Annotated in this window: 25 protein-coding genes; 11 read left to right on the top strand and 14 right to left on the bottom strand. The window is 56.0% G+C overall.

Annotated elements, in window-relative coordinates; all coding sequences use genetic code 11:
- Window positions 1-4 precede the first annotated feature (4 nt).
- The 4 genes from K5K95_RS16340 to K5K95_RS16325 all read left to right on the top strand — a co-directional run bounded on the left by K5K95_RS16340 (window position 5) and on the right by K5K95_RS16325 (window position 4,203).
- Window positions 5-1,516, top strand: a complete 1,512-nt coding sequence (locus K5K95_RS16340; RefSeq protein ID WP_222585171.1) for a purine-cytosine permease family protein — start codon at window positions 5-7, stop codon at window positions 1,514-1,516.
- A gap of 189 nt (window positions 1,517-1,705) precedes the next feature.
- A complete protein-coding gene (locus K5K95_RS16335) occupies window positions 1,706-3,085 on the top strand; it encodes a sodium:solute symporter (protein WP_222585170.1) in 1,380 nt (459 codons plus the stop codon).
- A gap of 85 nt (window positions 3,086-3,170) precedes the next feature.
- Complete coding sequence (locus K5K95_RS16330) at window positions 3,171-3,896, top strand: MBL fold metallo-hydrolase (RefSeq protein WP_222585169.1); 726 nt, start codon at window positions 3,171-3,173, stop codon at window positions 3,894-3,896.
- A gap of 55 nt (window positions 3,897-3,951) precedes the next feature.
- A complete protein-coding gene (locus tag K5K95_RS16325; protein ID WP_222585168.1) occupies window positions 3,952-4,203 on the top strand; it encodes an acyl carrier protein in 252 nt (83 codons plus the stop codon).
- Between the two features lie 90 nt (window positions 4,204-4,293).
- On the opposite strand, the gene K5K95_RS33080 is transcribed toward K5K95_RS16325, so the two are convergent.
- Both K5K95_RS33080 and ptrR read right to left on the bottom strand, forming a co-directional pair.
- Window positions 4,294-4,422, bottom strand: coding sequence for a PA1414 family protein (locus K5K95_RS33080; protein WP_007914492.1), 129 nt, complete (start codon window positions 4,420-4,422; stop codon window positions 4,294-4,296).
- Between the two features lie 139 nt (window positions 4,423-4,561).
- The gene (gene ptrR / locus K5K95_RS16320) at window positions 4,562-5,455 is read right to left on the bottom strand and encodes a putrescine utilization regulator PtrR (RefSeq protein ID WP_222585167.1); all 894 of its coding nucleotides are present in this window, start codon (window positions 5,453-5,455) and stop codon (window positions 4,562-4,564) included.
- A 103-nt stretch (window positions 5,456-5,558) separates the two neighbouring features.
- Here ptrR and K5K95_RS16315 point away from each other — a divergent pair, with 103 nt between their 5' ends.
- The gene (locus tag K5K95_RS16315; protein WP_222585166.1) at window positions 5,559-6,740 is read left to right on the top strand and encodes an MFS transporter; all 1,182 of its coding nucleotides are present in this window, start codon (window positions 5,559-5,561) and stop codon (window positions 6,738-6,740) included.
- On the opposite strand, the gene K5K95_RS16310 is transcribed toward K5K95_RS16315, so the two are convergent.
- From K5K95_RS16310 to K5K95_RS16295, 4 genes are all read right to left on the bottom strand, one after another.
- Window positions 6,685-7,617, bottom strand: a complete 933-nt coding sequence (locus tag K5K95_RS16310; RefSeq protein WP_222585165.1) for a DMT family transporter — start codon at window positions 7,615-7,617, stop codon at window positions 6,685-6,687. The two genes, K5K95_RS16315 and K5K95_RS16310, sit on opposite strands and share 56 nt — an antisense overlap.
- A gap of 166 nt (window positions 7,618-7,783) precedes the next feature.
- A complete protein-coding gene (locus tag K5K95_RS16305; RefSeq protein ID WP_222590252.1) occupies window positions 7,784-9,229 on the bottom strand; it encodes an NCS1 family nucleobase:cation symporter-1 in 1,446 nt (481 codons plus the stop codon).
- Window positions 9,230-9,607: 378 nt separating this feature from the next.
- Window positions 9,608-9,997, bottom strand: coding sequence for a DUF2177 family protein (locus K5K95_RS16300; protein WP_222590251.1), 390 nt, complete (start codon window positions 9,995-9,997; stop codon window positions 9,608-9,610).
- Between the two features lie 46 nt (window positions 9,998-10,043).
- The gene (locus tag K5K95_RS16295; RefSeq protein WP_090181387.1) at window positions 10,044-10,880 is read right to left on the bottom strand and encodes a S1 RNA-binding domain-containing protein; all 837 of its coding nucleotides are present in this window, start codon (window positions 10,878-10,880) and stop codon (window positions 10,044-10,046) included.
- A 351-nt stretch (window positions 10,881-11,231) separates the two neighbouring features.
- On the opposite strand from K5K95_RS16295, the gene K5K95_RS16290 reads away from it, so the two are divergent.
- From K5K95_RS16290 to K5K95_RS16280, 3 genes are all read left to right on the top strand, one after another.
- The gene (locus tag K5K95_RS16290; RefSeq protein ID WP_017337097.1) at window positions 11,232-11,420 is read left to right on the top strand and encodes a hypothetical protein; all 189 of its coding nucleotides are present in this window, start codon (window positions 11,232-11,234) and stop codon (window positions 11,418-11,420) included.
- Between the two features lie 205 nt (window positions 11,421-11,625).
- Window positions 11,626-12,342 carry a TorF family putative porin gene (locus K5K95_RS16285; protein WP_222590250.1) on the top strand — a complete coding sequence of 239 codons (717 nt, stop codon included), beginning with the start codon at window positions 11,626-11,628 and terminating at the stop codon, window positions 12,340-12,342.
- A gap of 77 nt (window positions 12,343-12,419) precedes the next feature.
- The gene (locus tag K5K95_RS16280) at window positions 12,420-13,289 is read left to right on the top strand and encodes a DUF6279 family lipoprotein (protein WP_222590249.1); all 870 of its coding nucleotides are present in this window, start codon (window positions 12,420-12,422) and stop codon (window positions 13,287-13,289) included.
- A gap of 126 nt (window positions 13,290-13,415) precedes the next feature.
- On the opposite strand, the gene K5K95_RS16275 is transcribed toward K5K95_RS16280, so the two are convergent.
- Window positions 13,416-13,805: a transcriptional regulator gene (locus K5K95_RS16275; RefSeq protein WP_222590248.1), complete on the bottom strand. Its 390-nt coding sequence runs from the start codon at window positions 13,803-13,805 to the stop codon at window positions 13,416-13,418.
- Window positions 13,806-13,982: 177 nt separating this feature from the next.
- Between K5K95_RS16275 and K5K95_RS16270 the strand changes: the two genes are divergently transcribed.
- Entirely contained in the window at window positions 13,983-14,717 is a 735-nt protein-coding gene (locus K5K95_RS16270) for a DUF899 domain-containing protein (protein WP_222590247.1), read from the top strand.
- Window positions 14,718-15,189: 472 nt separating this feature from the next.
- Entirely contained in the window at window positions 15,190-15,462 is a 273-nt protein-coding gene (locus K5K95_RS16265; protein WP_129442062.1) for a hypothetical protein, read from the top strand.
- A 260-nt stretch (window positions 15,463-15,722) separates the two neighbouring features.
- Here the strand turns inward: K5K95_RS16265 and K5K95_RS16260 are convergent, their stop codons facing one another.
- The 6 genes from K5K95_RS16260 to K5K95_RS16235 all read right to left on the bottom strand — a co-directional run bounded on the left by K5K95_RS16260 (window position 15,723) and on the right by K5K95_RS16235 (window position 21,852).
- Window positions 15,723-16,091, bottom strand: a complete 369-nt coding sequence (locus K5K95_RS16260; protein WP_222590246.1) for a hypothetical protein — start codon at window positions 16,089-16,091, stop codon at window positions 15,723-15,725.
- Between the two features lies 1 nt (window position 16,092).
- Window positions 16,093-16,275, bottom strand: coding sequence for a deaminase domain-containing protein (locus tag K5K95_RS33615; RefSeq protein ID WP_409999731.1), 183 nt, complete (start codon window positions 16,273-16,275; stop codon window positions 16,093-16,095).
- A 232-nt stretch (window positions 16,276-16,507) separates the two neighbouring features.
- Window positions 16,508-16,867 carry a ribonuclease toxin immunity protein CdiI gene (cdiI, locus tag K5K95_RS16250; protein WP_222590244.1) on the bottom strand — a complete coding sequence of 120 codons (360 nt, stop codon included), beginning with the start codon at window positions 16,865-16,867 and terminating at the stop codon, window positions 16,508-16,510.
- Window positions 16,868-16,996: 129 nt separating this feature from the next.
- Window positions 16,997-17,644: a transposase gene (locus K5K95_RS16245; protein ID WP_261398167.1), complete on the bottom strand. Its 648-nt coding sequence runs from the start codon at window positions 17,642-17,644 to the stop codon at window positions 16,997-16,999.
- Between the two features lie 486 nt (window positions 17,645-18,130).
- Window positions 18,131-18,352: a hypothetical protein gene (locus tag K5K95_RS33070; RefSeq protein WP_261398165.1), complete on the bottom strand. Its 222-nt coding sequence runs from the start codon at window positions 18,350-18,352 to the stop codon at window positions 18,131-18,133.
- 8 nt (window positions 18,353-18,360) lie between these two features.
- On the bottom strand, window positions 18,361-21,852 hold the full coding sequence (locus tag K5K95_RS16235) for a DUF637 domain-containing protein (protein WP_261398164.1): 3,492 nt from the start codon (window positions 21,850-21,852) through the stop codon (window positions 18,361-18,363).
- Window positions 21,853-22,255: 403 nt separating this feature from the next.
- On the opposite strand from K5K95_RS16235, the gene K5K95_RS16230 reads away from it, so the two are divergent.
- On the top strand, window positions 22,256-22,528 hold the full coding sequence (locus tag K5K95_RS16230) for a hypothetical protein (RefSeq protein WP_008076699.1): 273 nt from the start codon (window positions 22,256-22,258) through the stop codon (window positions 22,526-22,528).
- A 537-nt stretch (window positions 22,529-23,065) separates the two neighbouring features.
- On the opposite strand, the gene K5K95_RS16225 is transcribed toward K5K95_RS16230, so the two are convergent.
- Entirely contained in the window at window positions 23,066-23,605 is a 540-nt protein-coding gene (locus K5K95_RS16225) for a DUF2247 family protein (protein WP_222590242.1), read from the bottom strand.
- Window positions 23,606-23,751: the final 146 nt, after the last annotated feature.

Here is a 23,751-nt window from a genome sequence, read left to right as displayed (position 1 = left end):
GATCATGAATAACAACAACAAAGACCAAAGCCTTACGCAAATTGAAACCTATGGGGTGGAACAGATCCCGGACAACGAACGCACCGCAGGCCCGACGGACTTGTTCCGGATGATCTTCGGTGGTTCGAATACCTTTGCCACCGCCGTGCTCGGCAGTTTCCCGGTGCTGTTCGGCCTGTCATTTCAGGCCGGTGTCTGGGCGATTGTGCTGGGTGTGTTGCTGGGTTCGCTGATCCTCGCGCCGATGGGCCTGTTCGGCCCGATCAATGGCACCAACAACGCCGTGTCTTCCGGTGCGCACTTCGGCGTGCACGGGCGGATCGTCGGTTCGTTTCTGTCGCTGTTGACCGCCATCGCCTTCTTCTCGCTCTCGGTGTGGAGTTCGGGTGATGCGCTGATCGGTGGTGCGAAACGCTTGATCGGCCTGCCGGAAACCGACCTGACCCTGGGCCTGGCCTATGGCCTGTTCGCGATCCTGGTGCTGACCGTCTGCATCTATGGCTTCCGCTTCCTGCTGTGGGTCAACAAGATCGCCGTGTGGAGCGCCAGCTTGCTGTTCCTGCTGGGCATCTTCGCCTTCGCCGGGCCTTTCGATGTGAACTACGCCGGCACCGTGAGCATGGGCCAACCGGGCTTCTGGGCGGCGTTTATCGGCGCTGCGCTGGTGGCGATGAGCAACCCGATTTCTTTCGGTGCGTTCCTCGGTGACTGGTCGCGCTACATCCCTCGTGAGACGCCCAAAGGCCGGATCATGGCGGCGGTAGTAATCTCGCAGATTGCGACCTTCATCCCGTTCCTGTTCGGCCTGGCGACCGCCACCATCGTGGCGATCAAGGCGCCGGACTACATCGCGGCCAACAACTATGTCGGCGGTCTGCTGGCAGTTTCGCCGAGCTGGTTCTTCCTGCCGGTGTGCCTGATTGCGGTGATCGGCGGCATGTCCACCGGCACTACGTCGCTGTATGGCACCGGGCTGGACATGTCCAGCGTGTTCCCTCGCGTACTGTCGCGGGTCAAGGCGACGTTGCTGATCGGTGTGATGTCGATCGCGTTCATCTTCATCGGTCGCTTCGCGGCGAACCTGGTGCAGAGCGTGTCGACCTTCGCCGTGCTGATCATCACCTGCACCACTCCATGGATGGTGATCATGATCATCGGCCTGGTCGTGCGTCGTGGCTTCTATTGCCCGGATGACCTGCAGGTGTTCACTCGCGGCGAGAAAGGTGGTCGCTACTGGTTCACGCACGGCTGGAACTGGCGTGGCCTGGGTGCCTGGATCCCGAGCGCACTGGTGGGCCTGTGCTTCGTGAACCTGCCAGGGCAGTTCGTCGGCGTGCTGGGCGATCTGGCGGGCGGCATCGACATCAGCCTGCCGGTCACCCTCGGCCTGGCGTCGCTGGTGTACCTGACGTTGCTCAGCCTGTTCCCGGAGTCACGGGAAGTGTTCGGCCCGCAGGATGCACGCAGCAAGGGTTCCAATTCGCTCGGTAAATCGGCGGCTCGACAGGCCGCCTGATCAAACGCATTACCTTCGGCCAACGCATGACCTGTGGGAGCGGGATTACCCGCGATGAACGATGACGCGGTCTGTCTGACAGATCGCTGTACTCCCATCGCGTGCAAGCCACGCTCCCACAGGGATTGATGTTCCCGCAGGAATTGATTTTCGCTTCACCATAAAAAAGACAATCGGAGACACGCCAACATGGCACTGGATTTATTCGTCGTACTCATCTACGCAGCCGCAATGCTGATACTCGGCTACTACGGGATGCGTAAGGCCAAGACCAACGAAGACTTTTTGGTCGCCGGCCGTAACCTCGGCCCGAGCCTGTACATGGGTACCATGGCCGCCACCGTGCTGGGCGGCGCGTCCACCGTCGGCACCGTACGCCTGGGCTACGTCCACGGCATTTCCGGTTTCTGGCTTTGCGCCGCACTGGGTTGCGGGATCGTGGCGCTGAACCTGTTCCTCGCCAAACCGCTATTGAAACTGAAGATCTACACCGTTACCCAAGTGCTGGAAAAACGCTACAACCCGATGGCCCGCTCCGCGAGCGCGGCGATCATGCTGGCCTATGCGCTGATGATCGGCGTGACGTCGATCCTGGCGATCGGCACGGTTCTGCAAGTGCTGTTCGGCCTGCCGTTCTGGGTCTCGGTATTGCTCGGTGGCGGCGTCGTGGTGATCTACTCGGCGATCGGTGGCATGTGGTCCCTGACCCTGACCGACATCGTCCAGTTCGTGATCAAGACCGTAGGCCTGATGTTCATCCTGTTGCCGATCTGCCTGTATCGCGTCGGCGGCTGGGATGAGTTGGTGCTGAAACTGCCGGCAACCGCCTTCAGCTTCACCACCATCGGTTGGGACACCATCATCACCTACTTCATGATCTACTTCTTCGGCATCCTGATCGGTCAGGACATCTGGCAACGGGTGTTCACCGTCAAGTCGGCCAAAGTCGCTCAGTACGCCGGTACCTTCGCCGGTTTCTACTGCATCCTTTACGGACTGGCCTGCGCCCTGATCGGCATGGCCGCTCACGTGCTGATCCCGGACCTGGACAACGTCAACAACGCCTTCGCCGCCATCGTCAAACTGTCCCTGCCGGACGGAATCCGTGGCCTGGTGATCGCGGCTGCACTGGCGGCCATGATGTCCACCGCCAGCGCCGGCCTGCTCGCCGCTGCCACCACCCTGACCGAAGACCTGCTGCCGAAACTGCGTGGCGGTAAACAGTCGAGCCTGGGCATCAACCGCCTGTTCACCCTGCTGACCGGTATCGTTGTGCTCGGCATCGCGCTGGTGGTCAACGACGTGATCAGCGCGCTGACCCTGGCTTACAACCTGTTGGTCGGTGGCATGTTGATCCCGCTGATGGGTGCGATTTTCTGGAAGCGCGCCACCACCGCCGGCGCTATCGCCAGCATGGGCATGGGCTTCGCTACCGCGCTGGTGTTCATGTTCAAAGACGGTCTGGACGCCAACACTCCGATCTACTACAGCCTCGGCGTCGGCCTGGTGAGCTTCGTGCTGGTCAGCTTGCTGTCCCCGCGCCCGGCAGCCGTGGCCAGCCCAGCCTAAGCTGAATATAACGACTTGATGCTTTCTTCGACGGGTGTGGCGTCGGTTGCCACACCCGTTTTTTTTCGCCTGAAGGAAACTGCTTATGAAGATCGTCAGCCGCGACCAGTGGTTCGAAGTCAAACAGCTCAGTGACGGCATTCGGCTGATTCACGAGCCTTACATCCGGCCCTTCTACCGCTGCAACCTCTGGCACGTTCAGGGCCGCGACAAGGACCTGCTGCTGGACAGCGGATCGGGGCTGGTGAGCCTGCGCGAGCAACTGCCGTGGATCACCGAGCGGCCGTTGGTGGCGGTGGCCAGTCACTGCCATTTCGACCACATTGCCGGGCATCACGAATTCCCCGAACGGCTGGTGCATCCGGCCGAAGCCCAGATTCTTGCCGCCCCCGATGGCGAGAACACCCTGAGCACAGCGTTTGTCGGTGACGACATGTTCGAGGCGCACCCGGACTGTCCGTTGTGCTACGCCGAATACCGGGTCAAAGCCGCACCGGCCACCGGCATGATTGAAGAAGGCGACGTGCTGGATCTCGGTAATCGCGTGCTGCAAGTGCTGCACACACCGGGGCATTCACCGGGCGGCATCAGCCTGTATGAAGCGGCGACCGAAACGTTGTTCAGCGGCGACATCATCTACGACGGCCCGCTGATCGAAGACGCCTACCACTCCAATCTCGACGACTACGCCCGCAGCCTGCAGCGCTTGCGCGAGTTGCCGATCCGCACGGTTCACGGCGGGCATTTCGGCAGTTTTTCCGGGGAGCATTTGCGCACGATGATTGACGAGTGGCAGCGCTCACATGCCTGAAGCCTGCTGTACTCAACGTCAGGGAAAACAAGAATAACGCCCTCGAAGAACAGCCATGAAAAGAGCCGCCGTTCGCGCCGCCGTGCATCGCTTTATCAGCCGCCTGCTGGAAAGTCAGGATGACTTCGACGACAACGCCAGTCTGGCGCAGTTGGGATTGGATAAGCAGGAAATCGAAGAGTTGATCTTCCATTTGGAAGATGAGCTGGGCTTGACGGCATTTACGGCGGAAGAAGACCAGATGCTCAAGACCGCCCGGACGGCGAATGACTTGAGCCGGTTTTTGATCGAGATCGGGCGGCATTGAAAATCCGCCCCACTCTATTGCATTTGCGTCTGAGCCGCCGAACGCGGCCTCGCGGGCTCGGCAGCGGCTACAAACACTACTTGCGCCGCGTTACCGGCGGCGCTGCTGGCGTCGGCGTTGTTCGTCGTCAGTACGAATAGGCACAGGTTGCAGAGGCGGTTCAATCAAACCGAGTGCAACACCCAGATCGTGCAGCCAGTTTTGGATTTTCTCTTTCATGGTGCCCCCTTCAGGGTAGTGCCGAGCGACCGGAATTCTGTAGCCGCTTCGCACTGATAATAGTCCGAAGTCCTACGTATTGCTCGTCCAAATCCGCAATGATCTGTTACTGAATTGAACAAAATACTTGACCATTAGTTCAAGCAATCGCCTGATCCTCAAACGCTGTCGATGGATAGACCGCTTGCTGCTGTTCGATCCAGGCATTCAGATTGGCCCCGACCATGCCCTTGCGCCACATCAGCCAGGTGGTTGCGCTGGCAAATGGTTCGGCCAACGGGTGCACCGCCACGCGTTCGCGACCCGGCAGGCTGGCGAGCATCGACTCCGACATCAGCGCCACCCCTGAACCCGCGATCACACAGGCGAGCATCCCCGGGTAGGACTCGATCTCCATCGCCCGGCCCATGGCGGCGTGGTCATGAGCAAACCAGGCCTCCAGACGCATCCGATACGAGCAGCCCTGCCGAAAGGTGAACACTGACCGGCCTTCCACATCCCTCGCGCTACGCACCGGCGGGTGGTCGGCCTCGCTGATCAGCACCAGCCGTTCGTCGCACAATGGCAAGCCATCCAGGCCCGCCAGTTCCAGCGGGCCATCCACCAACGCGGCATCGAGACGACCAGTGAGCAAACCTTCGAGCAATTCGCCGCTGGGCCCGGACTGCACCTGCAGGTTCACCGCCGGGTACGTGCGGTGATAACGCGCCAACAACTCCGGCAGATGAATCGCCGCCGTGCTGTACATGGTGCCCAGCACAAAATCCCCGGCCGGTTGCCCGCCCTGCACGGCCGCACTGGCTTCATCATGCAGGGCGAACAGCTTGGCGGTGTAGTCCAGAAGGACTTTTCCCGCAGGCGATAACTGCAAACGCTGACGCTCGCGGACGAAAAGTTCTACACCCAGTTGCTCTTCAAGCTGTTTGAGCCGGGTCGACAGGTTTGACGGCACCCGATGCAAACGCTCCGCTGCGCGGGTGATCGAGCCTTCCTGCGCGACAGCCTGAAAGATCCGTAATTGGCTGAACTCCACGATCTTCTCCAATTCAGAACAAGTTCCTCACTATTATTCATTTTTAAAGAAAGTCAATCAGTCCTAGCCTGACGGTCATTGATCCTTTGCTGGAACTCAGACCATGTCCCCTCTGATTCGCTTGTCCGCCAGTTTTATCGCCCTGATGATGGCCATGGGCATCGGGCGTTTCGCCCTCACCCCGCAGATGCCGCACTTGCTCAGCGAAGGCCAGATCGACCTGACCGCCGCCGGTCTGATTGCCGCGGCCAACTACCTCGGCTACTTCGTCGGCGCCGTGGATGCGATGTTCTCCCGTCGCCCCGAGCAGGTCCGGCGACGTCTGCTGGGAGGCTTGTGGCTGTGCGTGCTACTGACCCTGGCGTCGTTTTGGGCCAACGGTTTCTGGTCGCACCTGGTGTTGCGCTTTGGCACCGGCGTCGCCAGTGCGTGGGTGTTGGTGATGATTACGGCGTTGAGCCAGCCACTGGCCGCAGCCGCCGGACGTCCACGGCTGGGCGCTCTGGTATTTGCCGGACCGGGTTTGGGGATTTTTCTGACAGGGTTGTTGGCTTTGGGCTCGAACCTGCTGGGGCAGACCTCTGCCACCCTGTGGCTGGTATACGCCGGCGTAGGGCTGGCGATGCTGCTTGGGATTCTGCTTTTTCTGCCGCAACCTGGCGCGAGTGCGCCCACCGTGCAACACGCCGCCACTTCGGGCAATCAAGGCATCGGCCGTTTGGGCTTGATCTACGGTTTGTACGGTCTGGGCTACATCATCCCGGCCACATTCCTCTCACAAATGGCCAGCGCACAGTTTCATGGCCAATGGCAGGCCGACCTGTTCTGGCCGTGCTTCGGCCTGGCGTCGGCCATCGGCGTGGTGCTGGTCAGCCTGCGTCGGCAAACCGCGAATGGCACGCGTCACTGGTTGATAACGACATTGTGGCTTCAGGCGGCCGGGGTTTTCGCCTGCCTGTTGGGCAGCGGTCCGGGGCTGGCATTGGGGGTGATCCTGTGCGGCACGCCGTTCCTGGCCTGCATGCAACTGGTGATGCAACGCTCCCGGGAGCTGGCGCCCCACGCCACCCAGCGCAACGCCGGGCTGCTGACCGCGTGCTTTGCCGTGGGCCAGCTCTGCGGGCCGTTGCTGGCAGCCTTGAGCAGCCACTTCAGCGGCGGATTGGCGCCAGCGCTGGTATTCGCCGGCAGCGGCTTGCTCATCGCCGGCGGGCTGTTACTGCGCCCGGTCAGTGCTGCCCAAGGGCTTTGCGCAAACGACGGCGCACCCACTGCTCAGCGCTGACAAAGGTGATGCCGAGCAACACCAGCACGGCGCCGATGACGAAGTTGAGGCTCAATTCCTCACCCAGCAGCACAACGCCGAACGTGACGCCGAACAGCGGCGTCATGAACGAAAACACTGCCAGGTTCGCCGCCAGGTAACGGCGCAACAGCCAGAACCATGTCAGGTAGCTGAAGAACGACACCACCAATCCCTGAAACAGCACGCTCGCCACCGCAAACGTGGTCAGGCTGACATGGGTGACCTGGCCACTGAGCACCGCGATCAGCAGCAGGCCGACGAATCCGACGATCAGTTGATAAAACAGGGTCAGGGTGACGGGCGCTTCCGACAGTCGCGAGGCGCGCACCACCACTGTGGTCGCGCCCCACGAGGCACCCGCCAGAACGCCCAACGCATCGCCCATCAACATGCGGTGATCGAGGTTGTCCCAGGACACGCCGCCGGCAAAGGCAACAGCGATCCCGACGAACGCGAGGAATATCCCCAGCCACTGCACGGGCCTCAAACGCTCACTGGGCAGCAGCCAGTGCACGCCCAACGCGGTGAAGATGGGCGCGGTGTAAAGGAACACCGACATGTGTGCGGCCGTGGTCAGTTGCAAACCTTCGGAGATGAAGAAGAACTCCAGTCCGAACAATGCCCCCGCCAGCAACCCGCCACGCCAAGTGCTACCGACCTGATCCCAGCCGCCCTTCCAGCAGATCAACAGTCCTACAAGCAACGCGGAAATACCCGACCGCCCCGCCGCTTGCATCACCGGTGCAATATCGGGCGCCGCCCACTTGATCATGACCTGTTGCACGCCCCAGATCAGGCACAACCCGATCATCACTTGCAGGGCAAATCCATCGGCGCTACGCCGGGTGGCGCTCACCGGAACACCTCGACAACACAATCCATGGCAGTGACTCGACAGTAAAAAGCAAAGCCCCGGCGTGCTTGTTCAAAAAGCATCGCCGGGGCGAAAAATTATGCTGTCGATTATTAACCAGTTGGCCAGAAAATTCCGCCTGAACGGGACCTTTAAATTCCCGATTGCGTCATCCGGCGGTGGCCACGGCAGTGATTTGCTGGGCTTGCTGGCGCCAAGCCAGAACGAAATACAGCGCGCCTCCGAGGAAACAGCCAGTGAACCAGGCGAAGTTCGCCATCGGTTGCAGCACAGGGGTAAAGGTAATGGCCACACCCGTGAGGGTTGCAGGAATCAGCGCTTTGACCGCCGTCCAATTGACCCCGCCGCTGTAGTAATACTTACCGCTGGGGCCATCATCGAACAGCGCATCGACGTCAATCTGCTGTTTTTTGATCAGGTAGTAATCCACCAGCAGAATCCCGAACAACGGGCCGATGAATGCGGCCAACACGTCGAGGGTGTAGTGAATCACTTCGGGGTTGTTGAACAGGTTCCACGGGGTGATGAAGATCGAGGCCACGGCCGCAATCATCCCGCCGGCACGCCAGCTGATTTTGCTCGGGGCGACGTTGGCGAAATCGAATGCAGGGGACACAAAGTTGGCGACGATGTTGATGCCGATGGTCGCGGTGACAAAAGCGAAGGCGCCGAGCAGTACGGCCACGCTGTTGTCGATGCGCGCTACAGTGGCGATCGGGTCGTGCAGCATTTCACCGAACACCGGCAACGTGCCGGAAACGATGACCACCGTAACCAGGGAGAAGGCGAGAAAATTCACCGGCAAGCCCCAGAAATTTCCACGCCGCACGTCTTTCATGCTGCGGCAGTAGCGACTGAAGTCACCGAAATTCAGGGTCGGGCCGGAAAAGTACGACACCACCAGCGCCGTGGCGACAATCACTTGTCCGAACGCTTCCCAGCCGGACAGGGATTTTTCCGCGAGGGTGAAACTGATGTTGCTCCAGCCGGCCTGCCAGACGATCCAGCCCGCGAGCATGAACATCACGCCATACACCACCGGCCCTGCCCAATCGATGAAACGCCGGATCGACTCCATGCCGGCCCAGAACACCAATGCCTGGACACACCACAAGCTAAGGAAACCGAACCAGCCGAGGTAGGACAAACCGGCGAAATGCGGTTCGGCGTAGGCTGCCATTGAAGGAAAGAATCGCAACACAACGATGATCAAGGCGCTGGACGCGAGGTACGTCTGAATTCCGTACCAGGCCACGGCGATCAGCCCACGGATAACCGCAGGAATATTCGCCCCGAACACGCCGAAGGCCAGTCGGCAGATCACCGGGTATGGCACCGCCGCTTGTTGGCTCGGTTTGGCCACCAGGTTGGCGATCAGTTGCACGATACAGATCCCGCCAAGTAACGCGATCAATACCTGCCAACTGGCGAGGCCCAGGGCGAACAGACTGGCAGCGAACACATAACCGCCGACGCTGTGCACATCGCTCATCCAGAAAGCGAAGATGTTGTACCAATTCCATTTCTGCGGCAGCGGCCCCAGATCCTCGTTATACAGGCGGGGGCTGTAGCCGTTGGGCAATTGCTCGGTCATCGCGGGGCTCCTCGAAACAGCCCCCGGAATTGATGCAGCAACCACACTGCACACGGGAGCTGGCATGGTTTGTATACGAGTTGCTACGCAGAATGCGTGCCATGCGACAAGAACCTGTGACAAACCGGCCTTTCAGCGCCAGATAGCGTCGAGCAATTAGGGGTTGAAGCTCACGACAATGCCCATGAACAGGGCAACCCCGCCAGCAAACGGTGCAGGATTTTATGTATACAACCGAAAAAGTGGCTGCTGCGCAACTAATCGCGAGCAGGCTCACTCCCACATTTGATTGTTGTCGTACCGAATATTTGTAATCACTGAAGATCAAATGTGGGAGCGAGCCTGCTCGCGATGGCGTCACTGCAAACCGCCGAGATACTAGGCCTTGCGCGCAGCCAGGAATCCAATAGAACAGGCCACACACGTCGCAAAAGTACCCCAGGCCATATCCATCAACGCCAACTGCGCCGACCACCCATGCAGCGTCGCCCAATTACTCAAGTCATACGTGCCGTAAGCCACCAGCCCCAGCAACGCGCCCAACGCCGAGGCACGTCGCCAGGTTTTCGCCGGCAACACAACGAACACCACACAACCGAATACATAGAGCAGATAGAACACCGCTGCCGGGGCCAGCAGCGGTGAATCGAGCATCAGCGAACCGAGCAGCGCCCGATAAGTGGGCGCCATCAACACGCCAAGCCAGAGGCCGTCGAGCACGAGAAACGCCAGCAAGGTGCCGGCGTAAGCCCACAATGATTTCTTCATAGCCGCTCAACCCCATGCCATCGACCTGCATGGGGCCGATGCGAGGTCAGCTTAGTTCAATGCGATCGGCATGAATGACGATCTGGCCATTCTTGTACAGCGCACCGATGGCCTTCTTGAAGTTGCCTTTGCTGACGCCGAACAGATTGGTGATCACTGTCGGGTCGCTCTTGTCGCTGACCGGCAGGGTGCCGTTGTTTTCACGCAACTTGGCAAGGATCTTCGAATTGAGGCTGGTGGCCGCTTCTTCGCCGACCGGTTGCAGGCTCAGGCTGATCTTGCCGTCGGCACGGACTTCTTTGATAAAGCCCTTCTCTTCTTTGCCGGCGCGCATGAACTTGAAGATTTCGTTCTTGTGAATCAGGCCCCAGTGCTTGTTGTTGATGATCGCCTTGAAGCCCATGTCGGTCGCTTCAGCCACCAGCAAATCAACTTCCTGACCGGGGGTGTAATTGGCCGGGGTCTTGTCCAGATAGCGATCCAGACGCGCCGTCGCGGTGATGCGGCGGGTATGTTTGTCGAGGTAGACGTGCACCACGACATATTCGCCAGCGGTCATCTGGCGCTTTTCTTCGGAGTACGGCAGCAGCAGATCCTTCGGCAGACCCCAATCCAGGAAAACACCGATGCTGTTGACTTCAACGACTTTCAAACTGGCGAATTCACCGACCTGAACTTTCGGCTTTTCGGTAGTTGCGATGAGTTTGTCATCGCTGTCCAGATAAATAAAAACGTTGAGCCAATCTTCATCTTCGCTGGGAATATCTTTGGGAATATAACGATTAGGCAGAAGGATCTCGCCTTCCGCGCCACCGTCCAGATATAAACCGAAGTTAGTGTGTTTAACCACTTGCAAACTGTTGTAACGCCCGACTAAAGCCATTTCCAATACCCTCATTGCGTGGGCGACATTCTACCCGGTTTTGCGGGCGGCGTTTCCGTGGCCAGCCCGGTGACAGCGGATTTTCTTCCGAACGCCTTGATTTCCGCGGGTTCTGCCGCCTGTGTCTGGCCGCTCGTCAGACTGCACGGTCGATTTATACCCTCCTCGACCGATCAAACGGCTGAATTTCACTCCCCTTGTTCTTAGTTAAAACAGCGGCTTAGGGGCTTATTTCGAATAATAATCGGCGAATAAATACGCCCTACGATGTGTATTTTGAGGGGATATTTACCAAGCAATTGTCAAGTATTTCATGTACGATGCCTGGCCAAGTTAATTTTCTACAGGTTAATGGCCGCCATGCGTGTAAAAGCATCCAACAGCAAAGCAAAGCCAGCTCCAGCCGTTGAAACCAGCGAATCAATCAACAACCAGATCGCTGCGTTCCTCAAGTCCGGCGGCGAGATCCAGCAAATTGCCAAAGGCGTCAGCGGCCAGACGTTCGGCCCGTCCAAGCAGATTACGCTGGGCAAGAAGTAACACCCCGCGTTAACTGGTCCATAAGCGCTTTGAGCTTCGAAGCGCTTGGACTGGAACCCTCCCCGCAACACCCCGAAAAACCCATCTAATTTTCAAAAATCGACGAACGGCCTTCGATGCCGAGCATTCGCCGGTATGCTTGCACACGTCTAGATCAAGCGTTTCAGTAGGTTTTAGTTCCTGCTCCGCGGTCATGGAGTGACGCATGCTCAACCCCTCCTGTTTATTACTCGGCACCCTGTTGTCGTGTTCGTTCGCCAACGCGCAAGTGTTCCAGCGCGAATTGGGCGATTTCGATCTCAAATTAGGCACCACCGCCAGCCGCAGCATGGCGCAGGGACTGGTCAAGCCTTCCACCACTGGCTCGTTCCACGGTGGACTCGACCTCAGCCACAACAGCGGTTTCTATGTGGGCCAATGGGCACCCAGTATGGGCTTGACGCCTGGGGCCAACCTTGAAGTCGACTCCTACATGGGCTTCAAACAGTCTTTCGATCATACCCTTGGCTATGAAGTCGGCATGATCCATTACAGCTATCCAAAAGTGGACACCCTCGACAGCCAGGAGCTGTTCGGTGGCCTGACCTTCCTGGGCAGCCGTTTCGGCGCAGCGTTCAGCAACGACCCCGACAAACAGAACAGCACCGTCTTCGCCGACCTGGGCGGCAATCAGCCATTCGGCATCGGGATCAGCATGAAATACACCACCCACCAGCTCAACAGCCCGGTGTCCGTCGACGGCGGATATGTCGGCAGTTTCACCGATTGGTCGGTGCAACTTTCCCGGCCCTTCATGGGCGTCGACCTGGACTTGATCTACAGTGGATCCAGCCTCAACGGCGGCGATTGCTCGGCCTATTCCGGGCACAACAGCCAATGCGACGGACTGGTCACCCTCAAGGCCGAACGCGCATTCTATTAATGGGCTGAACTGCCGCGCTCATGCAGCGCTCTTATAAGAATCCACTCAAGAAGCCAGAACTTCGCAAGGATTCGCCCATGCCGCGCTGGTTAAAGTGTCTCGCCGTCATCATCACCCTCAGCCTCGCACTCGGTGCGTGCAGCCGCGTGGGCCTGGCCTACCGCAATCTCGATGTGATCATTCCATGGACGCTCAGCGATTACCTGGATATGAACGGCGAGCAGAAAGGCTGGTTCAACGAGCGCCTCAAAGAGCACTTGAGCTGGCACTGCAGCACGCAACTGCCGGGATACCTCGACTGGCTTGATCGCTTGCAGACCATGGTCGAGACCAATCAGGTCACCGACGCCGCGCTGCAAACCCGCACGGAGGAAGCCAAAGCCGCCATCGCCCAGACCGCCCGGGAAATCACCCCGTCGGCAATCGAATTGTTACAAGGGCTGGACGACAAACAAGTTGCAGAGATGAACGACGCCTTCGCCAAGGACCAGCGCAAGCGCCAGGAGGAATACCTGAAACCGACGCTCGATCAGCAGATCAAGGAACGTAGCGAGCGCATGCAAAAACGCCTGAATGACTGGCTCGGCCCACTCAGCCCGACCCAGCAACAACGCGTGGTGACCTGGTCGAAAGCCTTGGGCGACCAGAACACCCAATGGATCGCCAACCGCGCCCACTGGCAGAAACAGTTCAGTGCCGCGGTCGAGCAACGGCACAGTCCAGAATTCCCACAGCGAATCGAGACACTTCTGGTAAATCGTGAGAGCTTATGGACACCGGCTTACCGTCAGGCCTACGCCAATACTGAGGCTCAGGCACGGGGATTGATTGTGGATCTGATGGCCGAAAGCACACCCGCGCAACGCCAGCGGCTGTTGAAAAAGATCGAAGGGGTGAGGAAGGACTTCAATGATCTGAAGTGCCTGAAAGCCGCTAAACAAAACTAAGCACAACACGCAATCAACTGTGGGAGCGAGCTTGCTCGCGAAGGCGGTGTATCAGTCGACATCATCGTTAACTGACACACCGCCTTCGCGAGCAAGCTCGCTCCCACATTGGTTTCAGGTGGGCATTCAGGCAATCTGCGCCTTCGACGCCACCTCATCAAACGTCCCCTCATCCAGCGCATCTTTCTGCTCATCCAATACCTGGCGCGGATGGTCATTACCCGGAATGCTGCTGTCGATCAGGCTCAACAAACTCGAGCCCCGGAGCGTCAAAATGTAATTGGAGCCCGTACCGCCCTGCTCTTCAGGCCGAGACTCGATATAACCACGCGCCAACAGTAGTTTTTCGTACTCGCCAGCCACCGCTTTCAGGTGATCCAGGTTTTCCGGCTCCTCACCCTCCGTAGCTTTCTTGGCTGCGTAATCTTCGGCATAAGCCCGTGGGGTGTAACTGGCAGCACCGTTCTGCACTTCGTGCAGCAAGCGTTCAATCAAATCCCAGTTGTAAGTTGTCATCCTGATTCAACCTCCGAAGCCTGTGAGTGAAATGGCCTTCTTAAGTTGTGACCCACTGGGTGTGCAGCCGTTCAGCTGAGGTTTCGAACAGCACCGCCCGGCGGCGTGTCGAATTTGGCGTAGGTCAAACGACTAGGCTTTGTCAGTCACCTCCCAGCACATCGCAGGAGAAAGCCAATGAACATTCAGAATCATCCCGTCGTGTCCCGCGAAGAATGGCTCGTCGCCCGCAAACAACACCTGGCCCACGAAAAAGCCTTCACCAAGGAACGAGACAAACTCAGCGCCGAACGCCGCGCCCTGCCTTGGGTGAAAATCGACAAGGACTACCGCTTCCAAGGCCCCCACGGCGAACTGAAACTCGCCGACCTGTTCGGCGGCCGCAGCCAACTGGTCATCTACCACTTCATGTTCGCCGCAGGATGGGACGAAGGCTGCCCCGGCTGCTCGTTCCTATCTGATCACATTGACGGCGCCAACCAACACCTGGCCCACCATGACGTCGCCGTGGTGGCGGTTTCCCACGCACCGTTCGCCGAATTCCAGGCATTCAAACGGCGTATGGGCTGGAAATTTGATTGGGTGTCGTCAGAAGGCAGCGATTTCAACTACGACTTCGGCGTCTCCGCCCGTGCCGAGGACGTTGTCGCCGGTAAAGCTACGTACAACTACGAAAAGTCTGACGGCGCCGAGGAAGAACTGCCTGGTCTCAGTGTGTTTTATCGCAGTGAAGCGGGTGAAATTTTTCACACGTATTCCACTTATGCGCGGGGGCTTGACCTGTTGGTTGGCGCCTATAACTACCTGGATTTGACGCCCAAGGGCCGTAATGAAGAGGAAATCATGGAGTGGGTGAGGCATCACGACAAATACGAAGAAAAGGGATCGCAGAGTTGCTGCCATGGGGGATAGGCAGTAGGCAGCGAGTCGCGGTCATTGCAGGAACCTTCTGATCTTTATGGAGGACGGGACAGGCAAAACAAATAGATCTTTCCCCTTTTCGGGTTGGTTTCGATCAGGTATTTGTGCGGCTGGTATTTACCGGCGTTGCTTGGCAGGCCTTGGACGCGGTTGATCGTAAAGGTCCTACACCAACCTCGGAATCAGGCACCTTGCACCGCTGGAACGATGAAGCTTATAGTCCGCCCGTCGTCCATATGGCGATTCAGGTTTGGCGACCTGATCATAGAGAATGCGAAGGCTATCGGCTTAATTGCAGGTTCCGACGCACCCGCAAAGCCGCTATTTATGGCGGCTGTGCGCGGGAGATCTTCGGATCTGCCGGTTTTCTCTATGCCGGTTCGCCAACCTGCGCACAGCTGCCACCTAATCGTTTGGCGACGACTGAGTGACGGCATTGGCTCATCAAAATAGAGATTTTCAAATGAATCGATACATGCCCCTCACCGGAATCGACCTGATCCCGGCATCACTACTCATCGACACCCAAGCGCCATTGGATGTCCTGCAAGCAATGGCGGATTACCGTATTCGCACGGTTACCCAGGTATTGGAGAACATCGCCTTTCGCGCAGAAATCGGCTGCGACACCGTCGTGCTATCTGACTTCTCAAAATTGCTCGCCATACCGTTGCGCGATGGCTGTGATTTGATGGATGTGATTGGTCGGCGGTTGCGGGCGCAGGCTGCGGAGTGAATGAAAACGGGCGACCTGTAGGTCGCCCGTTTCATATGGCTGATACAAAAAATAATAGTCTCGACTCATCGATTTTTCATACAAAAATCGGTATTTTCTCAGGGAGAGATTTATCTCTGGACAATAAATAAATTCGTCACCACTCAGTACATCAAGCTGTTATCAAAAATCCTAAAAAGTCCTCGAAAGCTGTATTTTCCACCTATCCAGGAATCCGAAAATTAGACCACTACAAAATCCCTATTTAATTTTCCGCACGATCACTTTAAAAAATTTTCTTTCACAAAATCCATCTCTAATTTCATACGCTCCAAATCCTCTCCACCCATCCCAACTTTTATTAATTCTTGCACAGCACACTTCCCATATATATCAGCTAAAAGCTCCAATATCTCCTGCGCGTACAGGCTATCCTTTGACAACACCAACCCACGATGGGCCCCTTCAATATATATAGCAGTTTGAAGAACCGCATTTATTCCTGGCGAACCATCCTGAAGCAAACTTTCCGTCTCATCTTGGACATATGCAAACGCCTGTTCAGGCCGAAACTTTCGCCCTTCAATAGCATCACTATAAAGTCTTTTTACCAAACAAACCGCATCATGAAAATCAAGATCAACCTTCACGTTAATTCTCCACTGTAAACACGTTCAACTGAATTTTCGGGTATCGATCGCGAAACTGTCTAATCACATCAGTACAGCTAGGGCAAACCGACTTCTCCGATATTAGATTTATTTGCCCAACAGCACTCGGATTGTCTCCTAACCGCTGAGCGACAGTTTCAAGAATTTTGAACTCTGTATCCATATCCCGCAAATATGCCTCGGGTGTTCCAATGTATTTGGATGTAGCAGACTGTGGTTGCAGCACCCAAGATTGCAGATCACCAGGTGGCTTAGGTAGAAACTCACCAATGCGCTCATCGTATTGAAAAAAAGGGGACAGATCTATTTTTTCTGGTTTGTCCAGTCCTGAATAAGGTTTACACATTCTAATCTTTATGGGACATGACAAACAAATAGATCTGCCCCTTTTCTTCTTAGTTTGAGGAGCCCAACAACTCACTTATTTTCCCTGTATCTCCGGGGTGACGTTTTAAATACTTAGCACAAGCGAGCCTTAGAAACTCACGAAACTTCTCGTAGCTTACAACTACCGATACATCCTCCTCCAGAAGATACCCACTGGAAAATCTGACACCTTCGAAATGGTCTTCCTCAAAATAACTGTTCATATCGGGAAAACTGCAATATGCGCCATCCGTACTAAAACCACACTGCTTAACAATATGTTCCAAAGCCTCAACAAATCTTCCATCGTCGTACATCCGGTCGAAATAGGCTTCAATAACCCAATGCAAATCCCGTCGATCGTAGGGCTTACCAAACAATTCGTTCACAGCTTTACCCCCTCAACTTATCTCGTGTGGAAGTTACGGACCGTACCGGTAGTCGGGTCCAGATAAATCCTGAACTTGATATATAAACGGGTATAAACGGGTACAGACCACGTTTTCCATCTAAAAAATCTAGTGCTTTTTCGGTCTGCCCGGGCATCCCCGCCGAGTTCGTCGCCCAATCATAGCTTCAATTTCGGCTGCAAATCGAGAACCACCAAGTACATAGTTGCCATTGGTGGCAGCCCGAATCTGGTCAACCAATCCTATCTCCAACTTGCTTCTAAAAAGCTCGCGATAGACTTCAGCAGTCGACACATCTGTGTCCCCAAGCGATAGGTACTGAGCATGCGGGGTAATGAGATGCGAAAACTCTGATTGTGCGTTAGCACGATAACTCGACCAACGATATTCCGCAGGATGCGTCACCATTTTGGCTCTGACAGGATTCATCTCAATGTAGCGATAACAGGCCAATACATAACTATCACTTTGAACAAGGCACGAACGGAAGCGTCCTTCCCATAAAGTCCCACTACGTCCATATGTACGATTTATGTATTGCACATATCGTTGCCCTATTCCTTTCATAAGCAAACTGGTACTGCTGTGCTCATGAGGGCTAATCAACAAATGGACATGGTTAGTCATAAGACACCATGCGTGAATTTCACACGAATTTTTGTTGGCCTGTTCAGCAAGCAGCTCTAAATAAAAAAGGTAATCATCCTCTGAAAAAAAACAAACTGATCTATTATTTCCTCGTTGAATCAGATGCAAGGGGACACCTGGCATCAAGAGACGTGCTCTGCGTGGCATATGGTGAATCCGTTCACAATTAATGATGCCAATAGCTTAGTCAATTCTATGAAAAACAATCTCCCTATCTATTTCACACTATTTCAGATCACTAAAGTGCGACACAGAAAAACGTAGTCTGCCCCCATTCTCTGCCATTCTCAGGATAAACGTGGTCTGTCCCCGTTTTTCTTTGAATTTTGCGCCACCTCCGTGAGGTGGGGAGGCCGGCCAGATGATTCTCAGATCTATTTTTTGTCCAGTAAGTTGCCCACGAAGCTTGGCGGCATTCGCTAAGCTTGCTGCGTCGCCTGCGCCTTTGCACCAACTAATCAGTGATAGCCGCTTCTACCTCTCCGCCCCGAATTATGACTCGCCCCCAATCGCCAGACAGAATATAAGCACCATCATCGCTAACAAAACTGTCTATATTTCCATAGTCCAAATCACCTGTACTATCTACAAACCCTATGAGTCTCCTATCAAGCCATTCGATAGAGTCGCGCTACGCAACAAAACCTTGCGATAGCAATACTGCTCTCCGTTTTGTGGTTCCTCATATTGTGGGTGATTCTTAGTAAGAACAGCCTCCAGTTCAAAAGTCAGTGATCCTGCCACCTCATCAATTGACAAAACGTAGCTATCTTCGAGATAAAAATTTGAGAGCGATAAAATTTCATAATAGTTCATGTCGCTTCTCAAAGGTCGAAGTCAATTGAGGTGTGATTGTCTGGGCTTTTCCTAGTTACCGGATTACCAAAGGCATCGGTTCTTTGGCCTGTGGCATCCTTGAACTCAACATGTGGATCAGAACTTCCTGGCGCGCGCGAGCTACCTTGTTTGATTGTCACACGAGGAATGCCATTCTCGTCAACGTATTTGAGGGGGCCACCATCGGTCTGAGAGGGCTTCCAGCCTTGAGCCTTCGCGTACTCTTTTAACTCACTTGCTTTTGGCGTGCGACCGGCTTCAAAAATCTTATCAATGCCTTTTGCACCCTCTCCAAATCCATCAGCATCCTTGGAGATTCCATCCCCTTTTTTTACACCATTGCCAAGCGAATTGCCATTGGCGGCCTTACCCCACCCCTCGGTCAACATCGTATTGCCGAGGTTGAGCAACATCCCGGCCTTCTCAGAAACACTCAATACCCGCCCAGCGGCGTTGTCCATCCAAGACGTTTCTTTAGTCCAAGTGTCTAGATGAGCTTGCTCCGCAGTGGTCAACCATCCTTCTTGGATGTACTTGGCAAAGGCTAGTTGATCATCGGTAACAAAAGTGCCTCCCCACGCATCCATGCCTTGTGAAGGAATGGCAACCTTGCTCGGATCACCCACCATCAATCCATACATGTCATATGCGATGGAGGTTTTGAACAGGTTCAACAGGTCCTTTGCAACCGGATCGTCCATGGCGATGGTATTGGCTTGGATAGATTCGACACATGCACGCGTCGTACAAGCGTCGATCAAGGCAGATCGCGCAGACGAAATTTTCTCGTATTGCGCTATCACCTCGCGAATTTTGGCCTCGCTGCAATTGCCACTCGCTTTGCAGTCTTTGATCTCATTCAAAAGCTTTTCAGCCGTTGGATGATCGAGGCTATTGAACTTTGTCGCCTGGGCGGCGACCCAACCGGATATCGCCTGATCCTTGTCCGAGCCGCCAGCAGCGGCAGTCACAGACAAACCGATCAGCTGTGAAGTCAGCGCCAGAAGCTGATCGTGTGCGTCGCCTTTAAAAATGGAATCGCCAATTGTGGCAACAAATGCCTCATTAGCCCCGGCGGCCAGAGCGCCCATTTTGAAATCACCGCCAGCCAACTCTGCGATCAGCCCACCCACCAATGCATGTGCTGCAACTTTTGCAGGGAGTCCTGAAAACTCCAGCTGGGTCCCAAGCTTGTTATAGAGAGAGGCCGACAATGCGTCGGCAACACTGCCTATGGCAGCTTGAGCCAGTGCGTCTTTGAGGCTGCCGCCATTGAGCGCTGCGTTTGCCGAAGCGGCGAAGCCATTTTCAGCCAAGGTGTATCCGGCATACTTGGTGAAACCGTCCAGCTCACCCAATGCGAAACCATGAGTGGCCTTGCCCGCGCCTTCGGCAGTCACGCCAAATGCTTTGTCTAGGACACCCGCCGCAAAGCCCGCTACCAGCCCGCTAACCACATACCCTTTTAGGCTCTCCGAAGAGGTCACATCCTTGAGCGTGGCACCCAAGTTGCCCTTGTTGTTGATCCCGCTGATGGCTGCCTGCGATAAAACGGCCGAGAAACTCGCCGTTGCAGCAGCCGCTGCTGCGGCGCCAATAGTTGCTGCCGTGGCTGCTGACATACCAGCGGCCAACGCGGCAGTTTGTGCTGCGGCGGAAGCGGAACTTGCAAGAGCTGCGGCAGTGCCCGAGCCAGCAGTCAAGACAGTGACAATGATAATGATCGCCAGCATCGCCCCTTGACCGAGCCCGGAGTTGCTGTACTCGTAAGAGTCGTGCACCTCCTGAATTAGCTGCCAATCCACGTCCCCACGCTGCTCAGCATCTTTCAGCCAGACCATTTGCGGGTCGGCTGCCACCATCGCATCAATGGCCTGGCTCACCGTCTGCTGATTGACTTGCTTGAGGTCAATATGCAGCCCATTTACCGCATTTATTGCGACATTGCCCTGCGCGGCTAGCACGCTTTGGCGCAACGTTTCATCGGTGCTGCCCTTGCCTGACATCGACATCCACGCGAGGTTGGTATCACTCTTTTCGTGACCTTCCTGATGCGTATCTTTCACTGCCTCAAACGTAATGCTGCCGCCGCTGTCCAGCGTCAGGTCTCCGCCGCTGTTGAGCTTGGCGCCCTGGTAACGCTGATCGCCACCGCTGACTAGGGTCAGGTCGCCGCCTGTGGTGATTTGGCTCCCGATGTTTTTCACATCAGTCACCTCATCACGCTGGGTCTTTTTACTGCCCCAACCACCGCTTTTTTTCATGTCATACAGCGAGTAATCACGGTCCTGTGCGGCCAGCAGTTGCAGGTCGCCGTCGGCGTGCAGATAAGCTTCTTTGCCGGCGCTGATGTCGCTGGCAACCAGCGTCATGTCCTTGCCGGACTTGAGGGTGAGTTTGCCGCCCGCATCCAGTGAGGTGCCGATCTGGCTGACGTGGTCTTCCTGGCGAGTTTCCTTTTTGTCCTTGAAGTAGCTGTGTTGTTCGTCGGCGGCGGTGGCGAACAGCAGGTCGCCCTTGGCGTCCATCGTCACGTCGCCTTTGGCGTCGAGCTTGCTCGCCACCACGGTTACGTCGCGGCCGGAATTGACGGTCAGGTCCCCGCCCGCACTGACGCTGGCGCCGTGCTGGGTCAGGGTAGAGTCGAGGAAGTCGGTACGGCTGTCGGAGTGGCGCTCTTCCACAGCAGTGATGCTGACGTCGCGCTTGGCATCGATGGTCATGTCGCCACCGCTTTTCAACACACCCCCGGTGTTAAGAACGTCGCGCCCGGCGTTGATCACCAGTTTGTTGGCGGCTTCGATGCGGGCGGCGCTGTCCACGAAGTCGCGCGCGTGGCTGTAGTCGCCGACGCTGCTGTCGTGGGAGGTCACCGTGCGCTCGTTGACCACGTCGCCGTTCGTGGCGCTGAGGGTTACGTCCCGCCCGGCAATGATGCCCCCCGCCTTGTTGGTCAGGTTATTGGTGGCGAGCAAGTCCAACCGTTCCCCCGCCTCCACCAGCCCGCTGCTGACCAGGTCTTTTTTGGCCGTCGCCTCCAGGTTCTGGCTGGCGCGTAGGGTGCCGGCGTTGTTCAGGTCTTTGCCCGCGATCAGGGTCACGTCGCTGCCCTGGATCAATGCGCCGTTGGCGGCGAGGCGGTTGTTGGCGTTGGCCAGGTACAGCACCGGCACCAGGACTTTTTCGCCATTCACTTCGTGTTCTTCGAGCCAGACGATATCGTGGGTCAGGGCCGCGACTTGCTGTGCGGTGAGGGTGACGCCGAGGCTGAGGTTCAACGCGTCCTTGCTGGCGATGGCGTTGTTCATCAGGTACTTGAAAACCGCCTCGTCCGAGGTCTGGCCGTCGATGAAGCGCTGGCCGGTGCGGGCGACCACGGCTTGCTGAATCAGTTTCTGTTCGAAGAGGCCATCGCCCAGGCGCTTGGCGCTCTGGTCGGGGTTGTAGCCCAAGCCTTGGAGCAGGTAGTCCGAGCTCATGAATTGCTTGAGGTCGGTGAGTACCGGGTTGGTTTCGATCAGGTATTTGTGCGGCTGGGATTTGCCGGCGTTGCTTGGCAGGCCTTGGACGCGGTTGATCGTAAAGGTCCTACACCAACCTCGGAATCAGGCACCTTGCACCGCTGGAACGATGAAGCTTATAGTCCGCCCGTCGTCCACATGGCGACCGGGTTTGGCGACCTGACGAACGAGTGCGAGAGCTGTCTGCTTATTTGCAGGCGCCTTCGCATCCGCAAAACTGTTTTTATGGCAGTTGTGCGCGGGAGACCTTCGGGTCTGCCGGTTACTCGTTTCCGGTTCGCCAACCTGCGTACAGCTGCCACCCCATTTCGTTTGGCGACGATCTGCTGGCAGTCTCAGCAAACTAAACGAGGCTTCAACTATGGATAGATACATGCCCCTCACCGGAATCGACCTGATCCCGGCATCACTCCTCATCGACACCCAAGCGCCATTGGATGTCCTGCAAGCAATGGCGGATTACCGTATTCGCACGGTCACTCAGGTGCTGGAAAACATCGCCTTTCGCGCAGAAATCGGCTGCGACACCGTCGTGCTATCTGACTTCTCAAAATTGCTCGCCATACCGTTGCGCGATGGCTGTGATTTGATGGATGTGATTGGTCGGCGGTTGCGGGCACAGGCTGCGGAGTGAATGAAAACGGGCGACCTGTAGGTCGCCCGTTTTATATGGCTGATACAAAAAAACCTGACAGTCTCGGTTCTTTGATTTGTCGTACGAAAAATCGGAGATTTCTCAGGGAGAGATTTATTTTCTGGGCACAGGCAATAAATAAATTCGTCCCCTTTTCTCTGATCACCCTGTGTTCTCCTGCTCGGAAAGTGAGCAGAAGCAGTTGAACCACCTAGGTCAGTTTTCAGTCGGCAGAACAGCCTTTACGCGGTCAGTTTTCGGTCAGCGGCAACAGCTCTGCACGTCAGTCTGGATGATTTGGTGTTCGCTGAAGGAGAACGCGGACCGTCCGACGATTTACGCCTGCGCTTTGAGGCCGCCAGCCATATGCCCGAAGCCGAGAAGTCGGTTATCAAGGCACTGCTCGATGGGATGATTCTAAAGTGCCAGGCATCGCGGATTATGGGAACCAGCAGTAACAACCAAGCGAGCAGCTAAGAAGAAAGGTTAATGCAGATAAAACAACACCGGCGCAAGGCCGGTGTCGAGATTGTCAGATCAAGTTGAAACTTTTCTACAGCTCAAAGCAGCCAGCTCATCTTTCAACCATTGCTCATGTTCATGAACAACGTGATCATAGTTCGATGCCGAGTGGTATTGATGCTCCGGCAAAGTCATCGCGCCGGGAGTCATCGACAGTGGAGCATCAGCAGGCCACTCCCAATTTGACCAAAACTCCGACAGCTGTATCAACCCATAGAGCGGGTCCGAGTCTAGGTTTGTTAGCAGTTCTTCCAGTGCGACAGCTCGCCATATTTTCCTGGCTCGTTGCATGTCCGCATTTTGAAACTCGCTCATTTTTTGCAACTGCGAGCATAGCTCAGATACAGGCAGGTCACTATCGTTAGCCAAGCTAACAATCACATCGAGCAAGGGATTATTCCCAGCCATTTTTTCAAGTTCAGCGTTTGCAAAATTTTCCACACAAAACGCTGGCAAGCGCCCCAAAAGGCTCGGAATACCGCAGACGCCCTGAAGCACCACGGCCCAGTCAGTCAAGCCATGTTTGGAAATTCGTTCAAAGACTGCTTGAATCATGGTTTCACCGGTATACCGTTAACAGTTCCATTTGGCACAAACATTCTGTGTGTTACACCGCCCAACTTCGGATCTACAATCCATTCAAACCTACCCGCCACACCGTTGTAGCTACCTGAAGGGAAAACGGGGAAAACTGGGGGAAA

Source organism: Pseudomonas sp. DR48 (genome assembly GCF_019823085.1).
Taxonomy (GTDB): Bacteria; Pseudomonadota; Gammaproteobacteria; order Pseudomonadales; family Pseudomonadaceae; genus Aquipseudomonas.
The sequence above is the reverse complement of the archived record's forward strand: the minus strand, read 5'-3'. Positions and strand labels throughout refer to the sequence as shown.